Annotated in this window: 15 protein-coding genes; 9 read left to right on the top strand and 6 right to left on the bottom strand. The window is 54.1% G+C overall.

All coding sequences use genetic code 11. The features are described from left to right. Positions 1–127: 127 nt before the first annotated feature. Positions 128–736 carry a 3'-5' exonuclease gene (locus MWU61_RS03375; protein WP_247126834.1) on the top strand — a complete coding sequence of 203 codons (609 nt, stop codon included), beginning with the start codon at positions 128–130 and terminating at the stop codon, positions 734–736. 103 nt (positions 737–839) lie between these two features. Further along, on the top strand, positions 840–2,213 hold the full coding sequence (locus MWU61_RS03380) for an MATE family efflux transporter (protein ID WP_247126836.1): 1,374 nt from the start codon (positions 840–842) through the stop codon (positions 2,211–2,213). Here MWU61_RS03380 and MWU61_RS03385 read toward each other — a convergent pair whose 3' ends face one another. Then, entirely contained in the window at positions 2,214–2,897 is a 684-nt protein-coding gene (locus MWU61_RS03385; protein WP_247126837.1) for a GntR family transcriptional regulator, read from the bottom strand. Positions 2,898–3,265: 368 nt separating this feature from the next. Here MWU61_RS03385 and ugpC point away from each other — a divergent pair, with 368 nt between their 5' ends. The 7 genes from ugpC (at position 3,266) to MWU61_RS03420 (ending at position 11,547) form a co-directional block, all read left to right on the top strand. Continuing rightward, entirely contained in the window at positions 3,266–4,369 is a 1,104-nt protein-coding gene (gene ugpC, locus MWU61_RS03390) for a sn-glycerol-3-phosphate ABC transporter ATP-binding protein UgpC (RefSeq protein WP_247126838.1), read from the top strand. Then, positions 4,366–5,331, top strand: coding sequence for an ABC transporter permease subunit (locus MWU61_RS03395; protein WP_247126839.1), 966 nt, complete (start codon positions 4,366–4,368; stop codon positions 5,329–5,331). Before ugpC ends, MWU61_RS03395 begins: the two co-directional genes overlap by 4 nt. A gap of 12 nt (positions 5,332–5,343) precedes the next feature. After that, positions 5,344–6,225 carry a carbohydrate ABC transporter permease gene (locus MWU61_RS03400; protein WP_247126840.1) on the top strand — a complete coding sequence of 294 codons (882 nt, stop codon included), beginning with the start codon at positions 5,344–5,346 and terminating at the stop codon, positions 6,223–6,225. Positions 6,226–6,252: 27 nt separating this feature from the next. Continuing rightward, positions 6,253–7,815: an extracellular solute-binding protein gene (locus MWU61_RS03405; RefSeq protein WP_247126841.1), complete on the top strand. Its 1,563-nt coding sequence runs from the start codon at positions 6,253–6,255 to the stop codon at positions 7,813–7,815. A gap of 76 nt (positions 7,816–7,891) precedes the next feature. Continuing rightward, complete coding sequence (locus MWU61_RS03410) at positions 7,892–10,216, top strand: DUF4962 domain-containing protein (RefSeq protein WP_247126842.1); 2,325 nt, start codon at positions 7,892–7,894, stop codon at positions 10,214–10,216. A gap of 33 nt (positions 10,217–10,249) precedes the next feature. Further along, on the top strand, positions 10,250–10,996 hold the full coding sequence (locus tag MWU61_RS03415) for a 3-oxoacyl-ACP reductase family protein (RefSeq protein ID WP_247126843.1): 747 nt from the start codon (positions 10,250–10,252) through the stop codon (positions 10,994–10,996). After that, positions 10,996–11,547: an N-acetyltransferase gene (locus MWU61_RS03420; RefSeq protein WP_247126844.1), complete on the top strand. Its 552-nt coding sequence runs from the start codon at positions 10,996–10,998 to the stop codon at positions 11,545–11,547. Before MWU61_RS03415 ends, MWU61_RS03420 begins: the two co-directional genes overlap by 1 nt. 9 nt (positions 11,548–11,556) lie before the next feature. Here MWU61_RS03420 and MWU61_RS03425 read toward each other — a convergent pair whose 3' ends face one another. From MWU61_RS03425 to MWU61_RS03445, 5 genes are all read right to left on the bottom strand, one after another. Beyond that, positions 11,557–11,868, bottom strand: a complete 312-nt coding sequence (locus tag MWU61_RS03425) for a cupin domain-containing protein (RefSeq protein ID WP_247126845.1) — start codon at positions 11,866–11,868, stop codon at positions 11,557–11,559. A gap of 440 nt (positions 11,869–12,308) precedes the next feature. Further along, the gene (gene uxuA, locus MWU61_RS03430) at positions 12,309–13,520 is read right to left on the bottom strand and encodes a mannonate dehydratase (protein ID WP_247126846.1); all 1,212 of its coding nucleotides are present in this window, start codon (positions 13,518–13,520) and stop codon (positions 12,309–12,311) included. Between the two features lie 3 nt (positions 13,521–13,523). Next, positions 13,524–14,588, bottom strand: coding sequence for a Gfo/Idh/MocA family oxidoreductase (locus MWU61_RS03435; RefSeq protein ID WP_247126847.1), 1,065 nt, complete (start codon positions 14,586–14,588; stop codon positions 13,524–13,526). Then, on the bottom strand, positions 14,585–15,598 hold the full coding sequence (locus tag MWU61_RS03440) for a Gfo/Idh/MocA family oxidoreductase (protein WP_247126848.1): 1,014 nt from the start codon (positions 15,596–15,598) through the stop codon (positions 14,585–14,587). Before MWU61_RS03440 ends, MWU61_RS03435 begins: the two co-directional genes overlap by 4 nt. Next, positions 15,599–16,726, bottom strand: a complete 1,128-nt coding sequence (locus MWU61_RS03445) for a Gfo/Idh/MocA family oxidoreductase (RefSeq protein ID WP_247126849.1) — start codon at positions 16,724–16,726, stop codon at positions 15,599–15,601. Positions 16,727–16,728 lie beyond the last annotated feature (2 nt).

Consider the following 16,728-nt stretch of genomic DNA (forward strand, 5'->3'; position numbering starts at 1 on the left):
TGCGATATGAAAACTGTGAAATTGTGAACGATTAGGCGGCTTTTCTGGCTGCTTTGATGTGGCTGCCCCTTCAATTGCGCATCGACGTGATGGTATTGTGAAAGTCCAATTAGGAGAGGCAACATCAATGGGAAATCTGATTGCGCCCTTGCCTGATGGTCCTTTTCGGTTTGTTGCCCTCGATGTTGAAACCGCCTGTCGCGATAGCGCGAGCATTTGCCAAATCGGGATCGCCTGTGTGGACGGGCAGGGCAGTATTGCGACGTGGACAACTTACGTGAACCCAGAGCAGCGTTTCGAAAGCTTTAACATCGACTTACACGGGATTGGGCCTGATACGGTAAAAGACGCGCCGACTTTTCCTGAAGTCTGGGTGGATTTGCATCCATTTCTGTATCCCTATCATCTCGTTCAGCATAGCAATTTTGACAAATCCGCCATTGCAGCGGCTTGCCGTGTCTACCGGCTGCCGCCACCTGACCTCAGCTGGAGCGATAGCGTCAAGATTGCGCGCAACGCATGGCCGGAATTTAAAGGAAATGGCGGGCATGGTTTGGGGCATTTGAAAACAGCCTTGGGTCTATCGTTTCAGCATCACGATGCAGGTGAAGACGCACGTGCCGCCGCCGAGGTTGTCCTGAAGGCAGAGGCGCAATTAGGCCAAACCTTTGCCCAAATCGCGCAGACCAATCAAAAGGCGCAATTATCCTGGCTGACCCAGCCGGAAAAATCATAAAGTTGATCTGTCGCACTGGTGACTGGCGCGTGGGCTTGCTACATCTGGCATACTAGTAATTCACTTCGCCGCGCCATCGCGGTTTCTTTCTATGCGAAAGCCAATGCGTTTGTCCGCCTCATCGTCTGCAGATCACATTCCGACTTACCGCGACGCGTTTGCAATGGCATGGCCGCTAGGGCTGAAGGCGTTGATGCTGCACGGTATTGTCGTGATCGACGCGTTTCTCGTGTCGCCGCTGGGGGAAGAAGCGCTGGCTGCGATGGGGCTTGCGAGCGCGATTGCAGGCCTTTTGATGGGTGTGATCTTTGCGTTTTCGAACGCGACGCAGATCAGGATTGCGCAAGCATTCGGGGCCGCTGGACCCGTTTCGCTGAAAACAAGTTTCTACTGCGGTTTGTTCATCAACATCGGGATGAGCTTGATTGGCCTGTCTTTGGTGATCTTGTTCGGGGATGACCTTATCGCCCGTTTCGCACACACGCCCGACATTGCCGTGGAGGCCGTGCGCTATTTGCGCATCTTCCTGTTCGTCGTGCTTTTCGAAGCCGTGGGCCAATGCCTTGCTGGTCATTTCAACGGCTGCGGTAAAACCAAAGTCCCGTTTTATAGCTATCTGATCGCCGTTCCGATGAATATTGGGCTGAGCTATGTTCTGATACATGGCCTTTACGGATTTCCCGAAATGGGTGTCGCTGGGGCGGCTGTCGGCAGTGCTGCATCCTCATTTACACGCGTCGCTTACATGGTTATCCGCGGGGTTACGGACGACTGGGATGTCTTTGCGGCAAAGGGCTGGTCGCGTGACAGTTTCTGGATTGCGTTGCGCAGGCACTGGGTCTTCGCGTTGCCCATCGCTGGAACGTTCGTCAGCATGTCTGTCGCTACGCAGGTTTGTGCGCTGATCTACGCGAAAATGACAGTCATCGAATTTGCGGCAATGACGCTGATTTTGCCGTGGGTGCACACCGCCGGGACTTTTGGCATGGCGTGGGCGCAGGCGACGGGCATCATCATGGCGCAACTTTTGGGGCGCAAACTGGCGCCCGAACGGCTTGATGTGTTTTTGCGCAGAGCATGGCGGGGCGCGTTTGTTTCGGCTGGCTTTGTATCGCTGTTGTATCTCATCGTGATCCTGAACGTAGACTGGATATACAGCGACCTTCAGGCGGAAACGACGCGTGCGCTGATGATGTTTCTGCCAGTCTTGCTGATCTTGCCATTCCCGAAAGGATCAAACGCGATCTGCGGCCAAACATTGCGTGCGGCGGGTGACACGGTGCGGGTGATGAACATCTTCAACATCGGTCAATGGCTTTTCAAAGTGCCACTGACGTTATTGTTTGTTGTCTACCTTGATCTGTCGGTCGGGTGGGTATTTGCCTTGGTCCTGCTGGACGAAATCGTCAAATTCCCGATGTTTCACTTGCGGATATTCAGAGGCAACTGGAAAACCGCACAAGTTTTGGATGCGTGATCAATTGTCGAAATAGTCGGCGTTCGCCTCGGAAATCGCTTCGATTGTTGCATCGAGACGGGACAGATGCAGCATGCCTGCGGCCACCGCGCCTTCAGCGTCGTGGGTACTGATGCAATCCCTGATCGTTTGGTGATCTTCCAACAGCAGGGCCATGCGATCTTCCTTTGACAGGCTCAGCATACACAGTCGGTCAACACTGGCTTTTTCCTGTTTGATGATCTCAAACGCGAAGTCGACTTTGGCGATCTCACACAGTGTTTGGTGGAATTCGTAGTCCAATTTGCCGAATTGTTCATAGTCGCGCGCATCGGTTGCTACCTTCTGCATCAGCAGATTGGCGTCCAGACGCGCGGCCCCCATCGCATCGCATTCAGCGGCTGCACGGCGCAGGACTTCGGATTCAATGGCTGCACGGACAAATCTGGATTTTGTGATTTCGCGGGATGAAAAGCGTTTCACCTCTGTTGCGCGCTGCGGGCGGATCAGAAGCAGGTCAAGATTCTCGAGCCGACTAAAGGCGTCGCGTACAGGCTGTCGCGAAACACCGAACCGTGCGGCAATCTCTGCTTCCGATATTTTGTCGCCAGGCAAAAGGTTTAGCGACGAAATTTCATCGTACAAATGATCGAAAACGACGTCGACGCTTGTACGGCGGTCCCTGTTGGGGGCTATGTTTGTCATGTGCAAGGTCTCCGAAGTTGCGGGTACATAATCTGCCGTGACGGAAATGACCAGTTCGACAGAATTGTTATCAGCGTGGCGCGGTCTTTATCGGTCGCCTGTGTGTCGGGGCACCTTACCTACGTCAGACGGTGGACCCTTTCGAACGCCTGCACCGTAAGGCTGGCAGGGGTCAGTTTCTAATGGCGTCGTCATCGTCCGATCAATCATGGTTATCCTCCCAGATACTTTTATCTAGACGCATTCTCGTCCATAAATCAATACTAGTATTCTAGTTCTGGAACTAGTATACCAGATACACCGAGGGCGAATCTATATCGCTCCGGGAGGAATTTTATAGGATCGCGCTGCGGCGCTAGGGGGGGTCCATGTCTGGCGTAAAGTTAGAGAGCATTGTCAAAGCCTATGGGGCCTTACAGGTCGTACACGGCATTGATCTTGAGGTTCAGGAAAAAGAATTCGTCGTTTTGGTGGGGCCATCGGGCTGCGGCAAATCAACGACGTTGCGCATGATCGCAGGTCTCGAGGAAATTTCCGGTGGTGAGTTGACGATTGACGGCAAGCTCGTGAACCGGATCGCCCCAAAGGACCGCGATGTGGCGATGGTTTTCCAGAACTATGCTTTGTATCCACATCTGAATGTCGCTGAGAATATCGCGTTTGGCCTGCGCATCCGTAAGGAAAGCAAGGAATCCATTGCGTCTTCGATTGATGAAGTCGCGGGTATTTTGGGGCTGAAAGACTATCTCGAACGGCGTCCGGCTGACTTGTCAGGTGGTCAACGCCAGCGGGTTGCGATGGGTCGTGCGATTGTACGTAATCCGAAGGTCTTTTTGTTTGATGAACCTTTGTCCAACCTCGACGCCAAGTTGCGTACGCAGATGCGCGCAGAGATTAAACGCCTTCACAAGCGTTTGGGTGTCACCAGTATTTACGTGACCCACGATCAGGTCGAGGCGATGACCTTGGCTGACCGTATTGTGGTCATGAATGATGGCCGGATTGAACAAGTCGGGACACCGATGGAGCTGTTCCTAAACCCTGCGAACGCCTTTGTGGCCGGTTTCCTTGGCGCACCGCCAATGAACCAGTTGAAGGCGACGATTTCTGGCGGGGATACAGCACCGATCGCGGAATTTGGCGGCCAGCAGTTTACGTTGCCACCTTTACCTGGATTGCAAAATGCGGTGGGTCGTAAGGTCATCGTGGGCATTCGTCCTGAATATGCGACGCCGCAGGCCGGTCCGTCTGAAGGCAGCATTTCCTGTGATCTGGAACTGGTTGAAACGCTTGGCTCGGAAGCCTTGCTGCACACAACTGTCGGCGGCGAGCCGTTCGTGATCCGCACCGAAACCTTAGGGAAGATGGCGGAGCTGGAATCTGTCAACGCGTTCACGGCGGATCCAGAGTTGATCAAGGTATTCGACGCTGAAACAGGGGTGGCCTTGTCCGGTCAGTTGCGTGTCGCATGAGTGACGCCGACACACATACCCCCGTCCAACCTGCGGTCCTGACCCGCCGACCGGTCAGCGAGCGTGTGATTGATCACCTCAAGCGTGAATGGCAGATTTATCTGATGCTTGCGCCGACCGTGATCTGGCTTTTGCTGTTCTTGTACAAGCCGATGTACGGTCTTCAGATCGCATTTAAAGACTATTCGATTTTCCGCGGTGTCGCAGCAAGCCCATGGATCGGTTTCGAGCATTTCGAGACGTTGTTCAGTAGTGAGCAGTTCTTGCGCGCTTTGAAGAACACCATCTACATTTCGATGATGAGCCTTCTAATCGGCTTTCCTGTGCCGATCTTCTTGGCGTTGATGTTTAACGAAGTTCTTAATCAGACCTTCAAAAAGACCTCACAAACAATCGTTTACCTGCCGCACTTCATCTCATCTGTGATTATCGCGGGTATCGTGATTACGGCGTTTTCGCCATCGGCAGGTATCGTGAATACGATACTTAGTTGGTTTGATATCGACCCGATTTACTTCCTGACCAAACCCGAATGGTTCCGACCGATCTTTATCGGGACGACGATCTGGCAAGAGGCTGGTTTCCAATCGATCGTCTTTATCGCTGCGATCTCGGGTGTGTCGCCTACGCTGTACGAAAGTGCTGTGGTGGATGGTGCAAGCCGCTGGCAGATGATGTGGAAGATCACCATTCCATCCATCATGCCGACGATCATCATCATGTTGATTATCCGGATCGGGAACATGCTCGAGGTTAGCTTCGAGATGATCATCCTGCTCTATCAGCCTGCGACCTACGAAACTGCGGATGTTGTGAACACATACATCTACCGTCAGGGCCTACAGGGCGGTCAGTATGACTTTGCCGCCGCTGCGGGTCTGTTCAATGCCGTGATCGCCTTCGCATTGGTGATGACTGCCAACACCATCTCTAAGCGCTATTCGCGCACATCACTTTGGTAGGGGGCCGGGCACATGGCTAATATGAACCTATATTCCCGCAATGACCGGATCTTTGTGATCGTGAACATGGTGTTGCTGGCGATCTTCACCATCTCGACGCTGTATCCGTTTATCTACATTGCATCTTTGTCGTTCAGTTCCGGATTTGAGGCACGAGCAGGCAACGTTGTCCTGACACCGGTTGAGGCGACAATCGAGGCATACAAGTACATCCTCGCAGAGCCGATGTTTTGGATCAGCTACAAGAACACGTTCATCTACACCATCGGTGGGACGATCATGTCGCTGATGTTCTTGATCCCGGGCGCCTACGCCCTGTCACGGCCCCAGCTTTATGGTCGGCGGTTCTGGAACCTGCTCGTCGCATTTACGATGTGGTTTAACGCTGGTCTGATCCCGTTCTTCTTGAACATGCGTGATTTGGGCCTGCTGGACAGCTATTTCGGGATCATCATCGGTTTTGCTGTGAACGGCTTTAACCTGATCTTGCTGCGAAACTTCTTTGAAGGCGTGCCGAGTTCGTTTGAAGAAGCCGCTCGAATGGACGGGGCGAACGACTTTCAGGTGCTGCGTAAGGTTTACATGCCGCTGGCAAAACCTGCGATTGCGACTGTCGCCTTGTTCTGCATCGTATCCCGCTGGAACGGCTTTTTCTGGGCCATGGTTCTTTTGCAGGACGATCAGAAAATCCCGCTACAGGTATTCCTGCGCCACACCATCGTGACGCTATCCGACGATCAGGAATTCACCGCCACTTTGGTTGACGCCAGCTATTCGGTCGAAACGGTATCAGCAGCGATCATCGTCTGCTCCATCATACCGGTCCTGATTATCTATCCATTCATCCAGAAGTACTTTGAAAAAGGTATCCTGCTGGGTGGTGTCAAAGAATAAGACGAAGAACGCATAAGGGAGGAAACTATGCAAAGACTGACACTTACGGCGGCATTGCTTGCCGGAACAACACTGAGCGGGGCGGCATTTGCTGACGGTCACTTGCGGATTGTGGAGGAACCGCTTGCACTGACCATCCAGATGAACCACGCACGTTACCCACGTTACGACAGCGACTGGCCTGTCGAAAAAGTAGCAAGCGAACTGACAGGGATTAGCCTTGTTGACGACACTGTGGGTGCGAACACACGGACGTCTGAAAACAACGGTAAAACCGAGGCGCTGAACCTGATGCTCGCATCCGGTGCGATCCCTGACATTGTAGGATCCAGCCGTCTGAAAGACTTCGTCAACCAGTACGGTCCAGAAGGCGCATTCCTGCCGCTGAACGATTTGATCGACGAACATGCGCCAAACCTGAAGGCGTTCTTCGCAGAGCGTCCTGAAATCGCATCCGCGATCTCTGCCGCTGATGGCAACATGTACTACATTCCATATCTGCCGGACGGCAAATACGGTCGTGCATACTTCATGCGGACAGATTGGTTGGACGCACTTGGCCTAGAAGCACCAGAAACAGTCGAAGAAGTCGAAGCTGTTCTGCGTGCGTTCAAGAACGACGATCCAAATGGCAACGGTCTGGCAGACGAAGTGCCTTACTTTGCACGTCAGTGGCCAGAGCTGATCCGCCTTGTGACACTGTGGGATGGCCGTTCATCCGGTTCTGACACATACCACGATTTCTACGTCAACAACGGCATGATCGAGCACCCATATGCAGGCGAAGGCTACCGTGATGGTATTGCTGGTTTGGCTGGCTGGTACGCTGATGGCCTGATCGACGCGGAAATCTTCACACGCGGGTCTTCTTCGCGTGAGTATCTGTTGTCTGAGAACCTTGGTGGCATGACACACGATTGGTTCGCATCAACATCTGGCTACAACTCTTCACTGCAAGAAAAAGTGCCAGGCTTTGAATTCAAAGCAATCGCACCACCTGCATCCGTGTCTGGCGTGCGTATGGAAGAGCACCGTCGTATCCCGATCAAGCCAGATGGCTGGGCAATCGGTGGCACGAACGATCATCCTGTTGAAACCATCAAGTACTTTGATTTCTGGTTCACCGAAGAAGGCCGTCGTTTGGCTAACTTTGGGGTCGAAGGCGAACAGTACACCATGGTTGACGGTGAACCGACCTTCACTGAAGAATTCCTGACAAACGGCGAGCCGGTGAACAACCAGCTTTACCAAGTCGGGTCCCAGCTTCAGGCGCGTGGTTACTTCCAAGACTACAACTACGAAAAGCAGTGGTCGAACGAGTTCGCGCTCGAAGGTATCGCGCTGTACGACGAAGGTGACTACCTCGTAGACCAGTTCCTTGGTGTTGCATTCAACGCTGAAGAGCAGCGCGTTTATGACCGTCGTTGGCCGTCCATCCGTGACTACATGCTCGAGCGTCAGCAAGGTTGGATCCTTGGCAACGGCGACGTCATGGAAGACTGGGATGCGTACCAGCAGACATTGGAAGACATGGGTCTTCAAGAAGTTCTGGACGTCATGAACTCTGCTTACGCCCGCCAGTACGGCTAAGCCTTTTCAAAGCTAATCGGTGTGGCCCCATGAGGGCCGCACCATCTTATTCGCCTCTGACTTTGAGAGTACAAAAATGTCTGCCTCTGCTGCAAAACTGGACGAACCTAAAACGGGTCGTCTGACCATTCAATACGGCCCACAAGGTGGTGTCGCTGTCGCCGAGAACCCGCCGCGTTTCTCATGGCTGCCAGAGATCGAAGACGAAGCTACTTATGTGCTGCGCGTCTCGAAAGATACAAAGTACCCCGCGAAACATACCCTTACATTTCCGCATATTGCGTTGAATTTCTTTACGCCTGACGTGGTTTTGCCTGCGGGCGATTACGTCTGGTCCTACGCAGTTTGTGACCCAGAAACGGGGGAGGCCAAATCGACATGGAGTTCGGACCGCGCCTTTTCCGTCGCCGAGGGATTGCCTGAGACCCCACTCGCCTCCCGTGCGACGCGGTACAAGGATGCACCGCGCTCGCATCCCCGAATGTGGCTCACAGGCGATCGCTTGGCGCAATTCCGCAAGGATGTAGCGACAGATCCGGACCATTGTACGTGGTCGCATTTCTATCAGGAATCTGTCCTGCCGTGGATGGACCGCGACATCATGCCTGAACCTGCGGGTTATCCGAACCACCAGCGCGTGGCACCTGTTTGGCGTCAGACCTATATCGACTGTCAGGAATTGCTTTACGCCATCCGGCATCTGGCCGTTGGTGGGCAGGTCACCGAAGACGCTGCCATGTTGGCCCGCGCGAAAGAATGGTTGCTGTCAGCCGCAGCATGGAATCCAGCAGGGACGACATCGCGCAGCTACACCGATGAATGGGCGTTCCGTGTGAATGTGGCGCTCGCGTGGGGCTATGACTGGCTCTACAATGAGTTGGACGAAGATGAGCGTGAAACAGTGCGGAAAGCTTTGCTGGCACGGACCCGCGAGACTGCCGATCACCTCATCAAGCACGCTAACATCCAATTGTTCCCGTTCGATAGCCACGCCGTACGCGCGGTGTCTGCGGTGCTGATCCCGGCCTCTATTGCGCTGTTGGATCATTGCGACGAAGCCGAAGAATGGTTGAACTATTCCGTCGAATTCCTGTTCACCGTTTATTCGCCTTGGGGCGACACCGATGGTGGTTGGGCGGAAGGGCCGCACTATTGGATGACCGGTATGGCCTATCTGATTGACGCGGCGAACCTGCTGAAGGGTTACACCGGTATCAACCTTTATGACCGTCCGTTTTTCCAAAAGACGGGTGATTTTCCGCTCTATACGAAATCCCCAGACACTCGGCGCGCGACATTTGGCGACGACAGCACCATGGGCGATTTGCCTGCGGTCAAGATCGGTTTCAACCTGCGTCAATATGCAGGTGTAACGGGTAACGGCGCGTATCAGTGGTACTACGACGAAATTAAGCGCACGAACCCTGGCACGGAAAAGATGTTCTACAACTGGGGTTGGTGGGACTTTAATTTTGATGAGCTTGCCTATCAAACCGACTTCCCGATCATCGAAGCGGTGCCGCCTGCGGATGACGACCAGTTGCGCCATTTCGAAGGTATCGGTTGGGTAGCTATTCAGCGCCGGATGCAAAATCCCGATGAGCATATCCAGTTCGTGATGAAGTCATCGCCCTACGGCTCCATTAGCCACAGCCATGGCGACCAGAACGCGTTCTGTCTTGCAGGCTACGGCGAAGACCTTGCGATCCAGTCTGGCTATTACGTCGCATTCAATTCGACGATGCACCAGAACTGGCGGCGTCAAACGCATTCCAAGAACGCGATCCTGATCAACGGTAAGGGCCAGTACGCCGGCAAGGACAAAGTCCAGGCGATGCGGTCGAAGGGCCAGATTACGACCTGCGAGACAAACGACGATCACATCTTCATTCAAGGTGATGCAACAGAGGCCTATCAGTCGCTTTCACCCGAAGTGACTGCGGTGAAGCGCGACGTCTATTTCGTCAACGACAGCTATTTCGTGATGGTGGATAGCATTGATGCGTCAGAACCGGTCGAAATCGACTGGCTACTGCATGCGAATGCGCCAATGCATCTGGGCGATACCACGTTCCGCTACACTGGCGAAAAGGCGGGGTTCTACGGTCAGTTCTTGTGGTCCGAAGCGGGCACGCCTGAAATCACCCAAGAAACGGGTTTCCCGAATGTCGACCCGTCCGAAATCGAAGGCTTGCCCGTCAGCACATGTCTGCACGCCAAGTTCCCGAAAGCCATTCGTCACCGCATCGCGACCCTGCTTGTTCCATATTCGCTGAATGACCCCAAACGGGTGTTCAGCTTCTTGGATGACCAAGGCTACGACTGCGATCTTTATTTCACAGATGCCGACGACCGCAGTTTCAAAGTGGTCGTTCCAAAAACTTTCGATGTCGGCAGATAAGCCGGCGCGACGTAATAAGAAGGAAAATTACGCATGAAACTTCAAGGGAAAACAGTTATCGTCACAGGCGGTGGCCGCGATATCGGTCTGGCTTGCGTGAAGATGCTCGCAAAAGCAGGCGCGAATGTTGCGATCAACTACTTTTCATCCAGCAAAGGCGCGGATGAGGCTGTGGCCGAAATCACTGCCGCGGGCGGTAAAGCGTTTGCGCTGCAAGGCGATCTGTCATCCGAGGCGGGCGTGAACGCGCTGGTCGAAAAGACCGTTGCCGAATTCGGCGGCGTCGACGTTCTGGTGAACAACACAGGCGGTCTGATTGCGCGTAAAACGATCCTTGATATGGAAGTTGCCCATTGGGATGCGGTCATGGACCTCAACCTGAAAAGCATTTTCTTGATGATCAAGGCGTGCTTGCCGCACATGTCCGAGAACAGCGCCATTGTGAACCTTGCCAGCCAAGCTGGTCGTGATGGCGGTGGTCCGGGTTCGGTGGCTTACGCATCTTCCAAAGGTGCGGTGATGACAATGACACGTGGTCTGGCCAAAGAACTGGGTCCAAAAACACGCGTCAACGCAATTTGCCCAGGCATGATCGACACAGATTTCCACAACGTGCACACACCAGACGCAGCACGTCGCGGTCTGGAAGCATCTGCGCCAGTGCGCCGTCAGGGTCTGCCAGACGATATCGCGAACTTGGTTCTGTTCCTCGCATGTGATGACAGCGCGTTCATGACGGGCACGAACATCGACATCAACGGTGGCATGTTGTTCAGCTAATGGCGACGCCAGAAAATGTGATCATCCGCCCTGAAGTCCAATCGGACTTTGGGGCGGTTGCATTTTTGCATACCGAAGCATTTGGGTCCGATGAACCGATTGTCGATCTTGTATCGGCCTTGCGTTCGCTGAAAGGGGCGCTGCCAACGCTTTCGATCGTCGCAGAAAACGAAGGCCGTATTGTCGGGCATGTCGTGTTGTCGCACACATGGTTGGACGCGGATGGGCAAATGGTCGATGTCTACACGTTATCGCCGCTGGGCATTCTGCCTGAACACCAAGGCCATGGAATTGGAAAAGCACTGGTCGCCGCTGGTATTCAAGCAGCGCGGGGCGCAGGGGCAGGTATGGTCTTTTTGGAAGGAAACCCCAAATATTACCGCGGCTCTGGATTTGTCGAGGCCGGTGATTTGGGCTTTCGACGACCGTCGCTACGCATTCCTGAAAAAGCGTTTCAGGTCTATCTGATCGAAGATAACGCCAAGTATCGCGGCACCGTCATCATGCGCGATGCGTTCTGGCAGTTGGATTGTGTGGGGTTACGTAAGTAGCCGCAGAACTTAAAGAAAATCATCGCGTCGCGGCGTGAAACAATCGACCAGACGGCCCGGTTCAAGACAGACACAGCCATGCACAGCATTCGACGGGATCACAAAGCTGTCGCCCGGACCAACTTCCGTCTCGACACCATCTACGGAAAACCGAAACCGACCGCTTTCAACAAATGTTGATTGAACATGTGGGTGATTGTGCAACGCGCCCTCGGCGCCTTTTGCACCAAAGCCAAAAGCGACAACCATCAAATCAGGATGATCCGCGAGCACTTGACGCGTCACATTCTCGCCTGCTTCGATTACCGGAAAATCAGTCATTTGGCGCTTCCTTGCTTTGGTCGATTCAACGTATTTTCAGTTTGAAATACTAGAATACTACGCGGGAAAACGGAAGCGTTTGTGATCAAGAACCTACAAGAAATTCCTGCCCGTGTGGTTGGATCACATGTTGAGGAACAGAAGACAAACATTCAGCTTATCGCCGTCGCTGCGAGTTCGCAGCCTTTCGTTAGCCGAATGCCAGCAGCCCTACGCCCACCCAGAAAACGATGCTGAAGCATAACATAAACCTCCACAGTAAAGCAGATTGAGGGTGCAAATCGTCTGATCGTTGCACTGCAACTGTGTGGTTATTCACGCAACGCCAGTTCGGATTGTGCGGTTCGGTCGTGTGCGCATCTAGTGGTGATCGATTGCGGGATAGGTCCATAGCTGCTCTCCTTGCCAACAAACCGTATCCCGAAAAAGTTAACGAATTCCTATCTTTGGGCGTGCAGCGTTGCGGCCATAATCCCGCGTAGTTCTGCCAGCCCTCGCATCCGACCGATCAACGGGTAACCCGGCATGCTGTCCTTTGTCAGGTCGTCCAGAATGTCTTGGCCATGATCGGGACGCATCGGGATTTCGTGATCGTCTCGACTAGTCTCACGACGTTGCGCTTCCTCCGCCACAAGCGCTTGGATCACCGCGACCATATCTGTGTCGCCTTCGAGGTGGGCGGCTTCGTGGAAACTTGTACGCTTGCCGTCATTGGGCTTTTCGCGTGTCGTATTGCGTAGATGGACAAAATGGATGCGATGTCCAAGCGCGCGGATAAAGGCCGGACCGTCAAAATTCGGATCAACACCCAACGATCCTGAACAGAACGTGATCCCGTTGGCGGCAACATCAACGTCTTGGATCAGTTTGGCGTAGTCCGCTTGCGTCGACATGATCCGTGGTAGGCCTAGCAGGGGGAAGGGCGGATCGTCAGGATGACAGCACAGACGAATACCAAGATCTTGGGCGACGGGGGCCACTTCTGCAAGAAAGTCGATCATGTTGCTGTAAAGCTTAGCCGCGTCAATTTGTGCATAGGTCGCAAGGTTGTCGCGAACTTGTTGTAAGGTCCATGTGTCGTTGGCACCGGGCAGACCAGCAATGATGTTGTTTTGCAGCTGTAACGCCCCATCGGCGCCAATTTCGGAATACCGTTGGGCCGCCTGCGAAAGGATTTCCGCGCTATAGTCGTCCGCCGCTGTCGCGCGTTTCAGGATATGAAGATCGAAGGCGACAAAATCGATCAGGTTGAACGACATAGCATTGCCACCATGATCCATCCGGCGACGCAGATCGGTCCGTGTCCAGTCAAGGATCGGCATGAAATTGTAACACACGACCGATATGCCGCAGGCCGCGATGTTGCGCAGGCTTTCGATGTAGTTGGCGATATGGCTGGTGTAGTCAGGCCCCTTTGTCTTGATGGTTTCGGAAACAGGCAGGCTTTCCACGACATCCCAAGCTAGGCCCGATGCGGTCCCGTTGGGGAACGTGCTGATCTGGGCTTGTCGTGTTTTGATTTCATCCTGCAGCCATACTTTGCCGGGGGCGATGTGATGCAGGGCCGAAACGACCCCCTGCACACCGCATTGCCGCATATCCGCAGTTGTGATCGTGTCGTGTGGTCCGAACCAGCGCCAAGTTTGTTTCATGTCTTACGAATCTTTCGAGGGGTGCCAACCCGCATAAAGCGGGTGGTCTTCGGTCAAAGGGAGGGTGACAACAGTTCCGGTCCGCGCGGCGTGGTAAATCGCAGCAACCAGTTCAATCGATTGGCGACCGTCGGCTAGGGTCACCGCTTCGGCTGGCTGTTGGTTGAGGTCAGCTGCGATGGCAGAAAGAAAACCTGTAAATCCTTGCGGCACATCACCCACGCTATTGATGACGTCATCAACGGCTGTTTGAAGTGCGGGATCGCGTGCGGTGAAGGTCCATGTGTCCGTCGCCGGCGCATAAGGGGCCGTGCCACTGGTGATAGTGACGCCCGAGAAGGTCAACTTAAGCCGTGTAGTATCATCCGCCGCCCCAAGGGTAATTGACGATGTGACTAAAGCGCCATTCATCATTTGCATTGAGATCGACGCGCAATCTTCTGTTTCTATTGAGTTTACGCGCGTTGTCGTAAATGCTGAAAGGCTTTGAATTGGCCCCATCAGTGCTGTGATCAGATCGTGGTTATGGATTGCATGGCCTAGAACTGCGCCGCCGTTTTCGCCTGCCCATGTCCCACGCCAATCGATTGCATAATAATCGGCGCGGCGGCACCAATGGGTCTCAATGGATGCGGCATAAGGCGTGCCCAGAAGGCCGGCATCACGCAACGCTTGGACCTGCGACATCGCGCGTCCGTAGCGGTACTGAAATACCGGATAAACGTTCTTATTCAATGTATTGGAGGTGGATATTAAACTATCTGCATCCGCAAGGGATGACACCAACGGCTTTTCGCAAATCGCATGTTTACCAGCCTTCAAGACCTGCATTGTGACCGGGTAATGCAGGTGTGGCGGCAAACAGACATCCACCAGATCGATACGGGGATCAGCGAGCACCGAGCTGAGGTTATCGGTGATGGTTATCGGTTCTTCGCCCACCACTTCTGATGCGCGCGCGCGATCAAGATCGCAAAGTGTCTTGACCTCGAATAGGTCCGGCAAGGCGTGATAGCCATCAAGATGCTCGCGACCGATCCCCGCGCCAAGAATTGCGACCGTGATCATTTAGCCTCCTCGGCCAGCATCTGCGCTTTGATCGCAAGTTCCATCGCTTTGAAGGTATGCGCTTGCGGAACCGCCGTATCTGTACGGTTCCGGATATCATCGGACAGGCGCGCGAAATAGGGACGCCCCGCATCGCTGCAATCAATCTTTTCACAGCGGTCGCCGTTGACCAAATACAGGTGATCGCCCGTTTCATCGCGGGCGACGTCCACGTATTTGCGCAGCTCAATATACCCTTCGGTGCCAAGAATGGTCAGCCGCCCGTCGCCCCATGTCGGCAAAGCATCGGGTGTATACCAGTCGACCCTGATGAACCCATGCGCGTCACCTGCTTGAAGGACGATTTCGCCATAGTCTTCAAGTTCGGGATGGTTAGGGTTCGCATAATTCGCGGTATAGGCGCGCTTTATTTCAGCGTCGGTTTGGCCCGTCAAAAACAGAAACTGATCGATCTGGTGCGACCCGATATCGCATAGAATGCCTCCGTAACGGTCTCGTTCCCAAAACCAGTCAGGTCGCGTTGCTGCATTCAACCGATGTGGCCCCAGTCCGGTTGTCTGGGTAACTTTCCCAATGGCCCCAGCGGCGACCAGGTCAGCGGCGCGGGTCATGGAGGCGACTTCGAAACGTTCAGAAAAATTCACCGACCAAATCCGACCGGTCGCTTTTTGGGCTGTCTTGATCGCGTCGAGTTGGTCCAACGTTGTGCATCCCGGTTTGTCGGTCATAACGTCTTTGCCCGCCCGCATGGCACGCACAGCAAATGCGGCCCGATCAGCAGGCACGCAAGAAATCAGGACCAAATCAATTGACGGATCAGCTAACTGCGTCTCTACATCCGTTACCCGCGGCACGTCCGGAAATCGTTTGATAAAACCGTCTAGCGGGGGCGGGGACCCTGCGGTCCACCATCCGACGAATTCTGCACCGACCTCGATCATGCTTTCTGACATGCCAAAAATATGACGATGATCGATTCCAATCGCGGCGAATTTTAATGGTTTCGTCATTCACGGAGCTTTCTGAACGCGAACCGACCGCTTTTCATGTGACGACTGGACGATCGCATCGATCAAATAGTGGACCTGAAGGCTGGCGCGACCGCTGGCAATCGGGGCTTTGCCGTCACGCACGGCCTGTGCAAAATCAGAGATAATCGCCTGATGCCACGCGAAGGTGAAGGCCATCGGGTCCGCGCCACCGCCCGTGTCGGCCTTTTCGCCGGTGACTTCGGTCGTACCGTCACGCCATTGCACGGTCACTTGTCCGCCTGTCAGCGTCGCGGACGCATGTGCACAGTGCAGGGTGATAGACTCGGGCTGCCCTGGAAAACTGGCCGTGCTGGCAACGAGCGATCCGACAGCGCCAGACGCCAGATCAAGGCCCGCGGTCACATAATCTTCGGATTCCAAGTCATGCAGTGCGGTAGTTCTGATGGTGGCTTGGACGGTCTCAATCGGGCCAATCAAAGAAAGCGCGAGGTCCAAGGTGTGGATCGCTTGGGACATCAAAACGCCACCACCGTCACGCGCATATGTGCCGCGTCCGGGTTCATCGTAATAGGACTGATCCCGCCACCACGGCACCGATATTTCCACGATGGCGATGTCGCCCATCGCACCGCCACGCAGGCGTTTTGCCAGATCAGCCGTGCTTTCCCGTACTCTGTGTTGAAAAACGATACCAAGCGGTACGGATACATCTTCGCAGATTTTCACGATGGTTGAGGCTGTTTCGGTATCAACGGCCACTGGTTTTTCCATCAAGATCGGCTTACCGGCTTTTGCGCATGCGGTCACCAGATCAAGGCGGGCATTAGGCGGTGTGCAAACAATGACGAAATCGACGTCTGGGTCCGAAGCGATGTCAGCCACTGTGTCGTAGACCTTGGGCGGGCCTTCCAGCACCGGTGTCATTTCCTGTGCAAAAGCAACCGCTTTTTCAGTGTTGCGTCCGTAGATACCGCGCAAGGTCACATCCGGAGCAGCCGCAATGGCGCGTACGTGCGTTTCGGCAACCATCCCCAAACCGATCAGCACTGCGTTCATCATTGCGTCTTGCTCCATTCCTTCGCCTGTTACGAAACGTAACGGAAGCGGGCGACCATTGTAAAGCGCCGGTATACCGGTATACCACATAG

Source organism: Loktanella sp. F6476L (assembly GCF_023015725.1).
In the GTDB taxonomy this organism is placed as follows: Bacteria; Pseudomonadota; Alphaproteobacteria; order Rhodobacterales; family Rhodobacteraceae; genus Yoonia.